This window comes from Thioclava sp. NG1 (assembly GCF_003122275.1).
Lineage (GTDB): Bacteria > Pseudomonadota > Alphaproteobacteria > Rhodobacterales > Rhodobacteraceae > Thioclava > Thioclava nitratireducens.
The window spans coordinates 73,414-87,925 of record NZ_QFBB01000008.1 but is presented as its reverse complement, the minus strand read 5'-3'; the positions used below and the strand labels follow the sequence as shown (position 1 = coordinate 87,925).

The following is a 14,512-nucleotide window of genomic DNA, read 5'->3' as shown; positions in this document are numbered from 1 at the left end:
CTTCGGGACAGAACGATGGGAAGAGCGGGCCTTGCGCCCGCTCTTTTCTTTTTGGGCCCTTCGGTGTTTCTTGGGCGCGCTGACGAGGGAGGGCCAGATGGGACTGAGCGAGATTCAGGCGCGGATTGCGAAAGCGGAAGACGAGGCAGGGCGCGACGCGGGATCGGTGAAGCTGATCGCCGTGTCGAAAGTTCAGCCCGCAGAGCGAGTCGAGGCGGTTCTGCGCGAAGGCCATCGGCTGTTCGGCGAAAACTACGTGCAGGAAGCGCAAGGCAAATGGCCCGCCTGGCGCGAGGAATTTCCCGGCTGCGAAGTCCACATGATCGGGCCGCTGCAGTCGAACAAGGCGAAGCTGGCGGTGGAGCTGTTCGAGGCGATTCACACGCTCGACCGGCCCTCGCTGGGCAAGAAGCTGGCCAATCTAGCGCAGGCGCGCGGGGCTTCTCCCGATCTTTTCATTCAGGTCAATACTGGCGAGGAGCCACAAAAAGCGGGCGTGCTGCCCGATGATGTCGACGCTTTCGTCGCGGACATGCGGGCGAAGGATCTTCCGGTCGTCGGGCTGATGTGCATCCCGCCCGAATCCGAAGACCCTGCGCCGCATTTCGCGATGCTGGCCGAGATGGCCGGGCGCAACGGGCTCGACGGTCTCTCGATGGGGATGAGCTCGGATTTCGAGAAAGCGATCGCGGCGGGCGCAACCCATGTGCGCGTGGGTTCGGCAATCTTCGGCGCGCGCGACTATTCCTAAGCTTTGTCCCGGGCGTCGAGCGCCGGGGGCTTTCCGCCCCCGGACCCCCGGAGGATATTTCCTCCAAGCCGAATTGGAATGTCGAGCGGTTCGCCCGGTGCAACATGCCGCGCGATCCAGATCAGGTGGTCCCGGCGGAAGGCGAGGCAGCCTGCGGTAGGGTAGCCCGCGCGGCGGCGCTGATGCAGGAAGATGGCCGAGCCTTTGCCCGCCTGCGCCTGCGGATAGTTCCAATCGGTGACCAGTACGATGTCGTAAAGCGGATCGGCGCGCCGCATCGCTTCATGCGAGGCGGGGTAGGGGGCGCGAACCAATTGGTTATAAGCCGAATCCCCGGAGGCGTCGCACCACAGATCGCGCGGCCCGATCGGTTCGGCCCAGTCCTGAGGCGCTAAGATTCGATCCGCGCGGTAAAACATCCGCAGGATATGCAGCCGCCCCGAGGGGGTCGCGCCGTCGCCCTCCTGCTTGCTGCCGGTGATGCCGCCGCGGCCGATCTCGACCGGGAAACGGCGGCCGCGAAACAGCAGGCCGGTGGGCGTCAGGTGCATCACAGGATATGCCCCGATTTCGCCGCCTTGGTGGCGAGGTAGTTTTCGTTATGGCGGCTCATGCCGACCTTCAGCGGCACGCGCTCGGTCACGTCGATGCCGTTGGCCTCCAGCATCGCAACCTTGGCGGGGTTGTTGGTCAGCAGCCGCACCTGCGAAAACCCGAGCTTGCGCAGCAGCGCCGCGCCGATCCGGAAATCGCGCTCGTCATCCTCGAAGCCGAGGCGGTGGTTCGCCTCCACCGTGTCGAATCCCTGATCTTGCAGCGAATAGGCGCGCATCTTGTTGGCAAGCCCGATCCCGCGCCCCTCCTGATTGAGATAGAGCAGGATGCCCGCGCCCTCATGGCCCATCAGCGTCAGCGCCGCGTCCAGCTGCGGGCCGCAATCGCATTTCAGAGAGCCCAGAACGTCGCCGGTGAAACAGGCCGAATGCAGCCGTGCGAGAACCGGTTTCGAGCGATCGGGGCGACCGATCTCGATCGCGTAATGCTCCTCGGCGCCATTGTCGGGGCGGAAGATATGCAGGCGCCCCGCTTCGGCGGCGCGCATCGGCACGCGCGCGGCAGAGACCGGGGCGAAAGCCTGCGGGATGTCGGCAGCGGCGAGCGCCTCTTCGGCGGTGATGCAGGTCAGATCCGTCGGCGTGGGGTCGGGCGCTGCGACCATCAGCGCTGCGGGCAGAAGCTGAGCGGACTTTGCCAGCCGGATAGCGGCACGGGAGAGATCCGCATCGCCGCCGCGAAGGGCCTTGAGCGGGCCTTTCATCGGCACGCGCAGATCGTCTGCCGGATCGGCGAGCGCGCGCAGCCAGAGCAGATCGGCGTCTGCAGGTACTTCGATCCGGGCGATATCGGCGTCATAGACCCGGGCTTTTAGCGTCTCGGCCCGGCGCGCGGTCAGCACCAGCGTCAACGGCCCCAGCGCGCGCAACGCCGCTAGCCGCTCGGGCGAGAGCGTTTCGACCGCCACCGCGAGGTGATCTGACAGCAAGACGGGCAGCCCCATGCGCAGATCGGCGCGGGCGCGATTCAGTCGTTCAGCCGGGCTCGGCCCGAGGGAATAGGTACCGGTCATGCGCTCTGAGATAGCCTCGACTGTAACAAATTGAAATATCTGCCGGTGATTCGACACGTCAGCGTGAGATAGGTTTCACCACCCTTGCCATCGCTGTGAAAGGGCAACAGCTATTCGTCAAACGCAAATGGAGGCTCAGGACATGGCATCATTGAAGAAGGTCCTTTTGGTTGACGATGACAACGATCTGCGCGAGGCGCTCGCCGAGCAGCTCGTCGCGACCGATGATTTCGAGGTGTTCGAGGCCAGCAATGGTCACGAAGCGGTAGATAAGGCGAAATCGACGCTTTACGACCTCGTCGTTCTGGATGTGGGCCTTCCCGACACCGATGGCCGTGAACTGTGCAAGAAGCTGCGCAAAAGCGGTGTGAAATGTCCGATCGTGATGCTCACCGGGCATGACACCGACGCCGATACGATCCTCGGCCTCGACTCCGGCGCCAACGACTACGTCACCAAGCCTTTCAAGTTCCCGGTGCTTCTGGCCCGTCTGCGCGCCCAGCTTCGCACCCATGAACAGTCCGAAGACGCCGTATTCCAGCTCGGCCCGTATACGTTCAAGCCCGCGATGAAGATGCTGGTCGACGACAAGGACCGCAAGGTGCGTCTGACCGAGAAGGAAACCAATATTCTCAAGTTCCTCTATCGCGCGACCGACGGCGTGGTGCCGCGCGACGTGCTGCTGCACGAGGTCTGGGGCTATAATGCGGGTGTCACCACCCACACGCTTGAGACGCATATCTATCGCCTGCGTCAGAAGATCGAGCCCGATCCCTCGAATGCACGCCTGCTGGTGACGGAATCGGGCGGCTACCGACTGGTGGCCTGAACTGAAGCGTTTCGCGCGGCATGGGCTGCGTGACGCGCGCCAAGGTTGGAAATGAGGAAGGCGGCTCCTGCGGGGGCCGCCTTTTCCTTGTCCGGCGCTTGGGATGCGCGGCTCAGACCGTGGGGTAGATGTCTTCCTCGGCCTCTTCGAGCGAGATACCAAGCGCATTCAGCCCGTCTTCGAGATGATCGGCCAGCATCGGATTGCCCAGCAGGTAATCTTCGGTGGGCGCGGTGGCCTCGGCCTTGGCGGTGGCGATCGCCTCATCCAGTTCCGACGCGTCATAAGTGTCGCGCCCGACCCACATCACCGCAGTCAGACCTGCTTGCTCATCCTCGTTCAGCGCGGCGATGAAGGCACGCAGCTCACGGGCTTGGCCGGAGCCGGGCACGCCCGCGTCGAACTTGCGGGCGCGGATGATGACATGGGCGATTTTGGCGGGGCTGATGGTGAGCATGTATCCCTCCTGAGGCTTGAGTTTGCGCCTCCGCCCTCTTTTGCGCAAGCGGCAATAGGTGTCAGTCTTCCTCTTGCACGAGCGCCGGGGCGGAGACCGCGCGCGGATGGCTGTCGACCAGCGCGGGCGTCTCCAGCGTGCCGCCATCGGGCACGACGCCCATCTGTTCGAAGCGGCGGGCGGAAGGCAGCACGCGGCTTTCCAGCGAGCCCACCGCCTTGTTGTAGCTCTCGACCGAGCGGGTCAGCGCCTTGCCGACGGATTCGACATGGCCGCCGAAGGTCTTGATCCGCTCGTAGAGATCCTTGGCGGTCTTCTGCACTTCAATGGCGTTGCGGGCCATCTTCTCCTGCTGCCAGCCATAGGCGATGGCTTTCACCAGCGCCATCAGCGTCGTCGGCGAGGCGATCAGCACCTTGTTCTCGAACGCGTATTCGATAAGGCCCGGATCGGCCTCGGCGGCGGCGGCCACGAAGGTCTCGCCGGGGATGAACATGACGACGAAATCGGGCGTCTCGTGCAGCTGGTCCTGATAGGATTTCGAGGACAGCAGCTTCACATGCTGACGCACCTGCTGCGCGTGGCGGGTGATGGCCGCGTTCTGCAGTTCCGGGGTCTCCGCCTCCAGCGCATCGAGATAAGCCTCGAGCGGGGTCTTGGCGTCGATCACGATGCTCTTGCCGCCGGGGATATGCACGATCGCATCGGGGCGGCGCGCGCCTGCATCGGTCTGGAAATGCTGCTCAAGGTGGAAATCCACGTTCTCGGACATCCCCGCCATCTCGAAGACCTGCCGCAGCTGCATTTCGCCCCACCGCCCCCGCGTCTTCGGCGCCCGCAGCGCCTGCACAAGCTTGCGGGTCTCCTGCCCCAGATGCGCTTGCCCTTGGGCCAGCGTCTTCACCTGCGCATGGATCGCGCCGTAAGCCTCGTTGCGGGCCTTCTCGATCGACTGAATCTGCTCGCCAAATTCGTTGAGCCGGGTGTTGAGCGGCTTCACCAGATGCTCGATCGCGTCGCGGCGGCGGTCGAGTTCCTCCTGCGCGGTCTTCTCATGGGTCTTGAACCGTTCCGAGACGAGCGACAGGAAAGCCTCGGAGTTCTTCTGCAGCACGCCGGAGGCGACCGAGGAGAACCGATCCTCGATCTCCTTCTTCATGCCGCGCAATTCTTCGAGGCGCGCCGCATGTTCGCGCTGCAGGCTCTCATAAGCCTCGGACTTGGCAACGCGCGCCCGGTATTCGTCGTTGAGCGCGTTTCGCGTACGCTCCAGCGTGGCCTCGACCTCGTGCAGACGTTCTGCCGCAGCTTCAGAGGCAGCGAGCGCCTCGCGCAGGTTCTGGGCCTCTTCGCGATAAGGTTCGGCCTCGGCCAGATCGGCATCCAGTTCCGCCGCGCGCTTGCGCGCAGACAGCCACAGCCCGGCGAAGGTCAGCGCGACGACGACTGCGCCGATCAGAGCCTGAACCACGGGATCGTTGAGGTCGAGCGTGAGGGAACCGAGCTGGATCATGTGCGGCCAAACAGTCTTTCAATATCGCTGAGCTTCAGTTCGACATATGTCGGACGTCCATGGTTGCATTGGCCGGAATGGGAGGTGGCCTCCATCTGGCGCAGCAGCGCGTTCATCTCGTCGGCGCGCATCTGGCGGCCCGAGCGGATCGAGCCGTGGCACGCCATGCGGCTGAGTACCGCTTCGATCTTGGCCTGCACCAACTGGCTGTCGCCCAGATCGGACAGCTCGTCGAGCACGTCGCGCAGCAGCCCCTCGGCATTGATTTCGCCCAGAACGGCAGGGGTCTCGCGCACCGCAATCGCGCTGCCGCCGAAGGGTTCGATGGTCAGCCCAAGGTGGGAAAGCGCGTCGGCATGTTCCAGGAGCAGCGCGGCGTCGCCTTGGGAAAGCTCCACAATCTCGGGGATCAATAGCGCCTGCGCGGGCACGCCGTTCTCGGCCATCTGGCCCTTCAGCTTCTCATAGACCAGCCGCTCATGCGCCGCGTGCTGATCGACGATGACGATGCCGCGCTCGGTCTGGGCGATGATGTAATTCTCATGCACCTGCGCGCGGGCAGCCCCCAAGGGCTTTTCGGTCAGCGCGGGCTCTGCGGGGGCCGGGGCCTCGGCCCGCGCCGAGGGCGCATAGTTGAAGCTGGGCGCAGGGACCTCCTGGAAGGATGGCTGCGGGTAGGATGGGGGCTGATAGGCCGGATCGGGCAGCGGCGCCTGCGCGGAGTAGGACGACCGCATCGCGCCAAGGCTCGGGCGATCCATCTGGTAAATGCGCGGCGGCTGATCGGCGGTCGGTTCGGGGCGCATCGCGCCGAGAGTCGCATCCGAGACGGTAGAGGACGCCCGATGCCCCGCTTGCGCCAGCGCATGGCGCAGCCCCGTCACGATCAGCCCGCGCACGGTCGCGGCCTCGCGGAAGCGGACCTCGGCCTTTGCGGGGTGGACGTTGACGTCGACGCGCTCGGGCTCGCAGGTCAGGAACAGGCAGGCGGCGGGGTGACGCTCGCGGCTGAGGAAATCCATGTAGGCCGCGCGCAGCGCCCCGGTCAGCTGCTTGTCGCGGACCGGGCGACCATTGACGAAGAGGAACTGCTCCACCGCCGCGCCGCGCGAATAGGTGGGCAGCGCGGCATAACCGGTCAGACGGATATCTTCGCGCTCGGCGTCGATCTTCACCGCGTTGTCCGAAAAGGCCCGCCCGATCACCCGGGCCAGACGCTCGGACAGCGCGTCGAACAATTCGCCCTGCTCGCCATCGGCGCGGAAAATCTCGCGCGATTTGCCGTTGGACACATCGGTGAGGGTGAAGCTGACATAGGGCTCCGCCATCGCCAGCCGTTTCATCACATCGGCGATCGCCTGCGCCTCGGCCCGGTCGGTGCGCATGAATTTCAGACGTGCGGGCGTGGCGAAGAACAGGTCGCGCAGTTCGACCACGGTGCCCCGGTTTAGCGCCGCCGGTTTCACCGGCCCGATCTGGCCGCCCGCCACGCTGATCTGGAAGGCGTCGAGACCATCGACACGCGAGGTGATCGTCAGCCGTCCGACCGCGCCGAGCGAGGGCAGCGCCTCGCCGCGAAAGCCGAAAGTGTGGATGTTCAGAAGATCCGAGCCGTCGATCTTCGAGGTGGCATGGCGCGAGAGCGCCAGCGGCAGATCCTCGGCGGTCATCCCGCAGCCGTCATCGGTCACGCGGATCAGCGTCTTGCCGCCATCGCAATATTCCACCGCGACCCGCGAGGCGCCTGCATCCAGTGCGTTCTCCACCAGCTCCTTCACCGCCGATGCCGGACGTTCGACCACTTCGCCTGCCGCGATGCGGTTTGCCGCAGCGTCATCGAGCTGCCGGATCACGGGACGCTCAGACGCGCCGATATTGCGGTTGTGCTGGTTCATTCCACTAGGGATAGCATGGCGCGGCGCTCATCTAAAGAGATTCGCGCCAGCTATCCCCAGCGAAATCAGTTCAGGCCCTGCGGGCGTCCGACGACCACGAAGGTGAGGTTGTCGGGGTTCAGGATGCGCTTGGCCACGCGCTGGATATCCTCCTTCGTGACCGCGTTCACCTTGTCGTTGCGGGTGTCGATATAGCTCGGCGCCATGTCGTTGAGCTGCATCCCCGTGAGAATGCCCGCGATCGTGCCATTGCCGTCGAAACGCAGCGGATAGGCACCGGTGAGGTAGGTCTTGGCGTCCTCCAGCTCCTTGTCGGTGACCTTGCCGGTCGCCGCTTTCTTCCACTGTTCTTTCACGACCGAGATCGCCTCTGCGACCTTCTCATTGGCGGAGGCAAAGCTGCCCTGCCAAGTCTTCGCCAGATCCTTGTCGACGATATAGGAGGCGATGCCATAGGTCAGGCCGCGTTTCTCGCGCACCTCGTCCATCAGGCGCGACGAGAACCCGCCCGCGCCGAGGATCTGGTTGAGGACATAGGCCGCGAAGAAATCGGGGTCTTTCAGCCCGATCCCCTTCTGGCCGAACATCACCACCGATTGCGGGCTGTCGAAATCGACCGTGGTCACGCCGCCCTTGAAGCTCGGATCCGCGGGGGGTGGCATGTCGGCGCCCTTGGCGGGCAGATCGCCCAGCAGCTTGTCGAGCATCGGCCCGAGTTCTTCCGGGGTGATGTCGCCCACTGCGGAGACCACCATGTGATCGCGGGTCATCACACGGTCCTTGGCCTCGAACAGGTCCTCGCGCGTCAGGCCCTTCACGCTCTCGGTGGTGCCGTTGAGCGAGCTACCATAGGGATGATCGCCATAGGTGATCTCGCGGAATTTCTCGCCCGCGATGTCGTTCGGGTCCTGTTTGCTCGACGCGATCACGGCGAGCACCTGCTGGCGCACGCGTTCGATTGCGCTTTGATCGAAACGCGGATTGACCAGCGCCTCGCGCAGAAGATCGACGGATTTGTCGCGGTTCTCGGTCAGCATCCGGGCCGAGATGTCGAGCGAGTCGTCGCCCACATCGAAGCCGAACTGTGCGGCCAGTGCTTCCTCGGCCTCGGCGAATTGCTGCGAGTTCTTCTCTCCCGCGCCTTCTTCGAGCGTGGCGGTCATCAGGTTGATCGCGCCGCGCTTGCCTTTGGCATCGAGGCTCGCCCCGCCCCGGAAGGCGATGTCGAGCGCGGTGAAGGGGATGTCGTGGTTCTCCACCAGCCACGCCTTGATGCCGCCGGGCGAGGTGACCTGCTGAATGTCGATCGCACGGGCGGGCAGCGCCAGCACGAAGGCGAAGAGCGACGCCATCACGAGGCGCGCGGTGATCGGGAAACGGGTATGGATCATTGCGTGATCTCCTGCGCGGTCACGGGCGGCGCGGCGGGGGCCGCAGTCTCGGCGGGGGCGTCATCGGGACGCTTGGCATAGCCCGTCACCGAGGACTTGTTCTGGAACAGATCGCGGGCCGCGGCCATCACGTCCTCCTCGGTCACCGACATCAGAACGTCCGGCCAGTCCTCGACATCCTTCACCGTGAAGCCCGAGGCCAGTGCTTCGCCATAGCGCCGTGCGAGGCCCTGCGTGTTGTCGCGCGAATAGATCTCGGAGGCCTTCACCTGCGTCTTGATGCGGGCAAATTGCTCCGGGTCGATGCCTTCCTTCAGAAATTGCGCCAGCGCCTTGTCGAGCGCCTTTTCGGCCTCGGGGAGGCTCACATCCTTGGCAGGCATGACCGAGAGGTTGAACGTCGTCGGGTCGATCGACATGCCGTCATAATAGCTCGACGCGTAGATCGCGGTGCCGTCGCCGTAGATCAGCTTTCGGCCAAGTACGGAGGTCGCCTGATTGCCACCGAGAATCTCCGACAGAACGGTCAGGGCGGCCGCGCGCTTCTGATCGCCCGGATTGCGCTCGGGGGCGAGATAGGTGCGGACCAGATAGGGCTGGGCGACGCGGGCGTCCTCGAAGGTCAGGTGGCGCGCGGCGCGTTGCGGCGGCTCTTGCGGGCGGGCGCGGGGCGACAGGTCCTCGGTCGGTTTCAGCTTGCCGTAATACTTCTCGGCGAGCGCCTTCACCTCGTCGGGCTTCACATCGCCCGCGACCACGAGTACCGCGTTATTGGGCGCGTAATATTCGTGATACCACTTGAGCGCGTCCTGCCGGGTCAGGCCTTCCATTTCCTTGCGCCAGCCGATGACCGGCGTGCCATAGGGCGAGTTGAGGAACTGGGCGGCGCGCTCCTGTTCGTTGAACAGCGCCTGCGGGTTGGAATCGGTACGCTGCGCACGCTCTTCCAGGATCACCTGCAGCTCGGTCTTCGCGTCGTCGGGCGAGATACGCAGATTGCGCATCCGGTCCGCTTCCATCTTCATCACCAGCGGCAGTCGGTCCGCGGCGATGCGCTGGAAATAGGCGGTGTAATCGAAGCTGGTGAAGGCGTTGTCCGAACCGCCATTGGCGGCGACCGTCTTCGACAGCTCGCCGGGGGCCATGGTGTCGGTGCCCTTGAACATCAGGTGTTCAAGGTAATGCGCGATGCCGGATTTGCCGCGCTTCTCGTCGGCCGATCCGGCTTTGTACCAGACCATATGGACCACGACGGGCGCGCGGTGATCTTCGATCACGACGCCTTTCAGGCCGTTTTCCAACTCGAAAGTAGAGACGTCACCGGCCACCGCCGGGCTCAGACCTGCCAATGTCAGCAGGGCGAACAGGAATGCACGCAATGCCCAACTCCTCACAAGACACAGTTTCGGCGAAGATAAGCACTCTCGCTTCGCGTGCAAACGCCGGTGACGTTCTCGTGATGATTTTCCGGATTACTTGACCGCTTGCTGCGCTTCACCCGAGGGCGGGGCGCCCGGGGTGACGACGCCGAGACGGCGCCAGCGCTCGAGCTCTGCCGACTGGTCGAGCTCCATCGGCTTGTAGGCTTTGTAGTAGACCGAAACCTGGAACAGACGTTCGAGCAGGCGACCGTCGTGATCCTTGCGCCACTGGTAATCTTCGGCGGCGAGGGTCTGGCGGATGCCCGCCTGGCTGCCGTAACGCGAAGCCGCGGAGACGAGCGCCCGATCCGACGTCGGCACCTGGCCGTTCCGATCGAGGCGGCGCGGATTGCCACCAAGGGCGGCGACGGCATCAGCTTCGGGCGTGGGATCGGTGATGTTCGCGCCGCCCGGCGTGGGCGGCGGCAGGGCATCCAGATTCTCCGGCATCTCCAACGGCTTCGTCGGAATTACGCCGAATTCGTCCGGGCCTTGGTGCGAAGATCGCAGATTCATCAGGCTGGGGTCGCGGGAATTGCCGCAGGCAGCCAGCGTCAGTACCGCTGTAAACGCGAGTCCGAGCGTGCCGATCTTCGCCTGCATGAACCACTCCCTTGCCAGTTCCGCCCCCGTCTTAACGCAACATTGGAGCGTCGTCACCTGCGAAAAACAGGCTAGCCTTCGTTGGGGCGATGGTCCTTGCCGGTGAACAGCACCAGACCGACAGCGCCGAGGAAAATCGCCACATCTGCCACGTTGAAAGAATAGGGGTTCTCCCAACCCGGTAGCGACATGTTGAGAAAATCCGCCACCGCGCCGTAAACGAGCCGGTCGACGACGTTTCCGAGCGCGCCACCGACCAGCAGCCCGGCCGAGATATTCACCCGGCGCGAATGCGGCTCACGCGCGATCCAGACCCAGACCCAGAGCGAAATCACCAGCGCGACGACAATCAGCACCCAGCGCATCCAGTCGGTTTCGCCGGAGAACAGGCCGAAATTGACGCCGCGATTCCATGCCATGCGAAAGTTGAGGTAGGGCGGCACCACGTCGATCGCGCCGCGCTGGTCGAGATGCATCCCCTGCACCACGATATATTTCGACACCTGGTCGAGGAGCAGGACGCCCGCTGTCACTTTCGCTGCTAGCCGCATCTGGCCCTCGTTTGTTTCTCGTCACGTCTTCATGCCAGAAGGTGCAGCCCGGCATCCACCGGGCTACGCAAAGATACGGGCGGATCAGTGGCGGAAATGGCGCATTCCGGTGAAGACCATCGCGAGACCACGCTCGTTCGCCGCGTCGATCACTTCCTGATCGCGCATCGAGCCGCCGGGCTGGATGATCGCGGTGGCGCCTGCCTCAGCCGCGGTGATCAGGCCGTCGGCGAAGGGGAAGAAGGCGTCCGAGGCCACGACTGACCCCTTGGTGGGAGTCACGCTCAGACCAGCGGCTTCCATCATGTCTTCCGCTTTGCGCGCCGCGATCCGGGTCGAGTCGACGCGGCTCATCTGGCCTGCGCCCACGCCGACGGTCGCGCCGTCCTTGACGTAGATGATCGCGTTCGACTTGACGTGTTTCGCGACTTTCCACGCGAACAGAAGGTCTTTCAGCTCCTGCTCGGAGGGCTGGCGCTCGGTCACCACTTTCAGATCGTCCAGCGAGATCACGCCGTTGTCCTTGTCCTGTACGAGGAAACCGCCCGCGACCTGACGATAGGTCGTGATCGGTGCGGTGATGTCGGGCAGGCCACCGGTTTCGAGAAGGCGCACATTCTTCTTCTTCGCGATAACCTCTTTCGCCGCCTCGTCCACCGAGGGCGCAATGATGACTTCGGAGAAAATCTTGGTGATCTCTTCGGCGGTTGCCGCGTCGAGCGTCTGGTTCAGCGCGATGATGCCGCCGAAGGCCGAGGTGCGATCGCAGTCGAAGGCTCGCTTATAGGCCTCGATCACGGTCTCGCCGGTCGCCACACCGCAGGGATTGGCATGCTTGATGATCGCGACGGCGGGCTTCTCGGTGCCGAATTCCGAGACCAGCTCGTAGGCGGCATCGGTGTCGTTGATGTTGTTGTAGCTCAGTTCCTTGCCCTGCAGCTGCTTCGCGGTCGCGACGCCGGGCCGGTTCGTACCGTCGAGGTAGAAGGCCGCCGACTGGTGCGGGTTTTCGCCATAGCGCAGCGTTTGGGCGAGCGTACCCGCGAAAGCGCGGCGGCGCGGGGTCTGCTCGCCGATGGCGCCGGCCATCCAGGTCGAGACGGCGGCATCATAGGCCGCGGTGCGCGCATAGGCGATCTGGGCGAGGCGCTGGCGGAACGGGTAGGAGGTCGCGCCATCATTCGCGTCGAGCTCTTCCAGCACGGCGGCGTAATCTTCGACATCCACGACGGTCGAGACAAACGCGTGGTTCTTCGCCGCAGCCCGGATCATCGCCGGGCCGCCGATATCAATGTTCTCGATGCAGGTGTCGTAATCGGCGCCTTTCGCCACGGTTTCCTCGAACGGGTAGAGGTTCACCACCAGCAGGTCGATCGCCTCGATCTGATGCGCTTCCATCGCGGCGAGGTGTTCTTCGTTGTCGCGCAGCGCCAGCAGGCCGCCATGCACTTTCGGGTGGAGCGTCTTAACGCGACCGTCCATCATCTCCGGGAAGCCCGTCAGATCGGCCACGTCGCGCACGCTGAGGCCAGCTTCGCGCAGGGTTTTGGCGGTGCCGCCGGTGGATAGCAGTTCCACACCGCGCGCAGCAAGCGCTTGGGCGAATTCGACCAGTCCGGTCTTGTCGGAAACGGAAATCAGCGCACGGGTCAGGGGGATCGGGCGGGTCACGGGCAGCTCCTCGCAAGGCTCAGGTCAGGGGCGCCCGGCCATCCTTGGGGGATTTGCCCCAAGGTCAGGGCGCGTCGATGGCCGAGGGGTTATCGCGTGCTTGCGAAAAGGTCCAGCCAATCTGGCAGGCCCGGTCCAGAACCTTGCTGGAAAGCACGATCTGTTGTGCAGGACGCGGGCGAATGCGCCCTTTTTCCAGGTAAACCGAGGGTTCCAATGCCAGATCGGCGACCCCGTCATGGCGGAAAATCCAGATTTCCCCGGTGCGCAGCGCGACCGAAACGGCGGTGCCACCGAGATCGAGTGCCGCGTCGCAATCGGGATGCAGGTGAAAGCGGATGTCGAAGGGAATGCCGCGCAGGCCTTCACGCTCGAAGATCTGGTCGAAGCGCTCGATATCCTGAGGCGTCATCGCGCCCAGCGTGTCGCGCCCGCGCAATTCGCGCCCGTCGACGGAGAGGTCCAGCTCGCGGATATGCGACATGCCGTGGGTCTCGGCATAGCCGTCATGGCCGAAGATCATCCCGGTCTCGGACAGGTCGTCGGGCTTGAACCAGACGTTTTTCGGCGTCTTGTCGAGAAAGGCGCGCGGTGCCCGTCCGAAGAGGCGCTCGGGGCCGAGGCGCGACGAGGAATAGCCGCGGATCGAGAGGGTCGAATGGCTGGCGGTGGCCCGGCCCGCCCGGTGCCAATCCGCGCCGAACTGCGCGCCCGAGCCGCAATTGACGATCAGCGGGCGACGACCGGAGGTCAGCTCGAAGGCCAGCGTCGACGCATGGGCATTGGCCGAGGCCTCGCCCTGCGGAGGTCGCGCCGCGTCGATGATGAGAGAGCCGCGCCCCCCCTGCATTCGCACATAGCCCATCGCGATCGGTTCGCGCCGCACGCTGCGGATGCCGGTCGCCGAAAGCGCTGCGTCGAGACGTCCTTCGGGGCCGCGTCCGCCGCCGTGAAACCGCGCCAGCGCCCCATCGGAGTGGCGCAGTGCGCGTAGGGTGGGCGCAATCCGAGCGATCGCATCGAGGAGCGGACCCGGCGGCGTGCGCCCCGCCGTTTCCAATGCCTCGGCTGCCCAGTTGAGAAGCGTCAGGATCTCGAGCAGTTCCTCGGGGTTCCGGCTGGCGATCCCGCCCTCCGCGTCGATTTCCTGCGCGCAATCGCGCGACAGCGCCTCGAGCGCGGGGGCGGCGTGCCGCTCCATCCCGGTCAGCGCAAGTCCCGCATAGACGAGACCGGTCAGCGCCTCGAACCGGGGCAGCCCCTGCACCGCGCCGGACCAGCGCTTCGAAAGGAAGATCGTCTGCTTGCCCAAGGCGTGGAAGAAGCGGTCGGCATCCACGCGCTCGCGCCCGTTCAGAAGCAGGACCGCGTGGTTGATCCAGCGGATCAGGCGGCGCCCGGTCAGATCGGGCGTCCAGCCCGGCCCTTTGCCGTCGCCGAAGCGGTCGATCCAGCCGAAGACCCAATCCTGCGCACGGATCCGGGCCTCGCGGGTGCCCAGCGCGGCGAGATCGTCCAGCCAACCGCAACCGTGAAGCGCATCCTCGAACGCGGGGTCAGGCATCGGCAGATCCCAGATGTTGACCCCCGGGCCTTCGATCAGGAAGCCGGCGAACAGGAAATTGCCCTGAACGAGTTGCCGCCCCTTGGCATAAGAGCCGATCGTGCGCGGTTCCGGCTGGCTGACGAAGCCGGTCACGGTTTGCGCACGGCCCGCGCGCGCAGCAGCGAGCCGGTTCAGCGCCATGCCGAATTTTGCCGATGATCGGGTTCTGTCCTTGCCCATTCCGTCGCCGCTTGCAT

At 64.8% G+C, this 14,512-nt stretch carries 13 protein-coding genes; 2 read left to right on the top strand and 11 right to left on the bottom strand.

All coding sequences use genetic code 11. The features are described from left to right. The first annotated feature begins 97 nt into the window (after positions 1 to 97). Positions 98 to 751, top strand: a complete 654-nt coding sequence (locus DEM26_RS15820) for a YggS family pyridoxal phosphate-dependent enzyme (protein ID WP_109172815.1) — start codon at positions 98 to 100, stop codon at positions 749 to 751. On the opposite strand, the gene DEM26_RS15815 is transcribed toward DEM26_RS15820, so the two are convergent. Both DEM26_RS15815 and ribA read right to left on the bottom strand, forming a co-directional pair. After that, a complete protein-coding gene (locus DEM26_RS15815) occupies positions 748 to 1,302 on the bottom strand; it encodes a L,D-transpeptidase family protein (protein WP_109172814.1) in 555 nt (184 codons plus the stop codon). The genes DEM26_RS15820 and DEM26_RS15815 overlap by 4 nt on opposite strands. Beyond that, positions 1,302 to 2,378: a GTP cyclohydrolase II gene (gene ribA, locus DEM26_RS15810; protein WP_088725889.1), complete on the bottom strand. Its 1,077-nt coding sequence runs from the start codon at positions 2,376 to 2,378 to the stop codon at positions 1,302 to 1,304. Before ribA ends, DEM26_RS15815 begins: the two co-directional genes overlap by 1 nt. A gap of 142 nt (positions 2,379 to 2,520) precedes the next feature. On the opposite strand from ribA, the gene DEM26_RS15805 reads away from it, so the two are divergent. Then, on the top strand, positions 2,521 to 3,207 hold the full coding sequence (locus tag DEM26_RS15805; protein ID WP_075776812.1) for a response regulator transcription factor: 687 nt from the start codon (positions 2,521 to 2,523) through the stop codon (positions 3,205 to 3,207). 112 nt (positions 3,208 to 3,319) lie between these two features. On the opposite strand, the gene DEM26_RS15800 is transcribed toward DEM26_RS15805, so the two are convergent. From DEM26_RS15800 to DEM26_RS15760, 9 genes are all read right to left on the bottom strand, one after another. Then, entirely contained in the window at positions 3,320 to 3,664 is a 345-nt protein-coding gene (locus DEM26_RS15800) for a DUF3775 domain-containing protein (RefSeq protein ID WP_075776813.1), read from the bottom strand. Between the two features lie 61 nt (positions 3,665 to 3,725). After that, a complete protein-coding gene (rmuC, locus tag DEM26_RS15795; RefSeq protein ID WP_109172813.1) occupies positions 3,726 to 5,177 on the bottom strand; it encodes a DNA recombination protein RmuC in 1,452 nt (483 codons plus the stop codon). Next, entirely contained in the window at positions 5,174 to 7,072 is a 1,899-nt protein-coding gene (gene mutL / locus DEM26_RS15790) for a DNA mismatch repair endonuclease MutL (protein ID WP_109172812.1), read from the bottom strand. The genes rmuC and mutL overlap by 4 nt, the downstream gene beginning before the upstream one ends. 65 nt (positions 7,073 to 7,137) lie before the next feature. Then, positions 7,138 to 8,463, bottom strand: coding sequence for a M16 family metallopeptidase (locus DEM26_RS15785; protein WP_075776815.1), 1,326 nt, complete (start codon positions 8,461 to 8,463; stop codon positions 7,138 to 7,140). Next, positions 8,460 to 9,842 (bottom strand): M16 family metallopeptidase, encoded by a 1,383-nt coding sequence (locus tag DEM26_RS15780; RefSeq protein ID WP_077701340.1) that lies wholly within the window; start codon positions 9,840 to 9,842, stop codon positions 8,460 to 8,462. The genes DEM26_RS15785 and DEM26_RS15780 overlap by 4 nt, the downstream gene beginning before the upstream one ends. 93 nt (positions 9,843 to 9,935) lie before the next feature. Then, complete coding sequence (locus DEM26_RS15775; protein WP_075776816.1) at positions 9,936 to 10,487, bottom strand: DUF3035 domain-containing protein; 552 nt, start codon at positions 10,485 to 10,487, stop codon at positions 9,936 to 9,938. A gap of 71 nt (positions 10,488 to 10,558) precedes the next feature. Then, a complete protein-coding gene (gene lspA / locus DEM26_RS15770) occupies positions 10,559 to 11,038 on the bottom strand; it encodes a signal peptidase II (protein WP_088736098.1) in 480 nt (159 codons plus the stop codon). Positions 11,039 to 11,122: 84 nt separating this feature from the next. Further along, a complete protein-coding gene (purH, locus tag DEM26_RS15765; RefSeq protein ID WP_109172811.1) occupies positions 11,123 to 12,709 on the bottom strand; it encodes a bifunctional phosphoribosylaminoimidazolecarboxamide formyltransferase/IMP cyclohydrolase in 1,587 nt (528 codons plus the stop codon). Positions 12,710 to 12,773: 64 nt separating this feature from the next. Beyond that, positions 12,774 to 14,495 carry a heparinase II/III family protein gene (locus DEM26_RS15760; RefSeq protein WP_075776819.1) on the bottom strand — a complete coding sequence of 574 codons (1,722 nt, stop codon included), beginning with the start codon at positions 14,493 to 14,495 and terminating at the stop codon, positions 12,774 to 12,776. Between the last annotated feature and the right edge of the window lie 17 nt (positions 14,496 to 14,512).

Excerpts from the sequence above, each read along its gene's own strand:
- DEM26_RS15820 (WP_109172815.1), top strand. The coding sequence starts at position 98 with ATGGGACTGAGCGAGATTCAGGCGCGGATTGCGAAAGCGGAAGACGAG.
- DEM26_RS15815 (WP_109172814.1), bottom strand. The coding sequence starts at position 1,302 with ATGCACCTGACGCCCACCGGCCTGCTGTTTCGCGGCCGCCGTTTCCCG.
- ribA (WP_088725889.1), bottom strand. The coding sequence starts at position 2,378 with ATGACCGGTACCTATTCCCTCGGGCCGAGCCCGGCTGAACGACTGAAT.
- DEM26_RS15805 (WP_075776812.1), top strand. The coding sequence starts at position 2,521 with ATGGCATCATTGAAGAAGGTCCTTTTGGTTGACGATGACAACGATCTG.
- DEM26_RS15800 (WP_075776813.1), bottom strand. The coding sequence starts at position 3,664 with ATGCTCACCATCAGCCCCGCCAAAATCGCCCATGTCATCATCCGCGCC.
- rmuC (WP_109172813.1), bottom strand. The coding sequence starts at position 5,177 with ATGATCCAGCTCGGTTCCCTCACGCTCGACCTCAACGATCCCGTGGTT.
- mutL (WP_109172812.1), bottom strand. The coding sequence starts at position 7,072 with ATGAACCAGCACAACCGCAATATCGGCGCGTCTGAGCGTCCCGTGATC.
- DEM26_RS15785 (WP_075776815.1), bottom strand. The coding sequence starts at position 8,463 with ATGATCCATACCCGTTTCCCGATCACCGCGCGCCTCGTGATGGCGTCG.
- DEM26_RS15775 (WP_075776816.1), bottom strand. The coding sequence starts at position 10,487 with ATGCAGGCGAAGATCGGCACGCTCGGACTCGCGTTTACAGCGGTACTG.
- lspA (WP_088736098.1), bottom strand. The coding sequence starts at position 11,038 with ATGCGGCTAGCAGCGAAAGTGACAGCGGGCGTCCTGCTCCTCGACCAG.
- DEM26_RS15760 (WP_075776819.1), bottom strand. The coding sequence starts at position 14,495 with ATGGGCAAGGACAGAACCCGATCATCGGCAAAATTCGGCATGGCGCTG.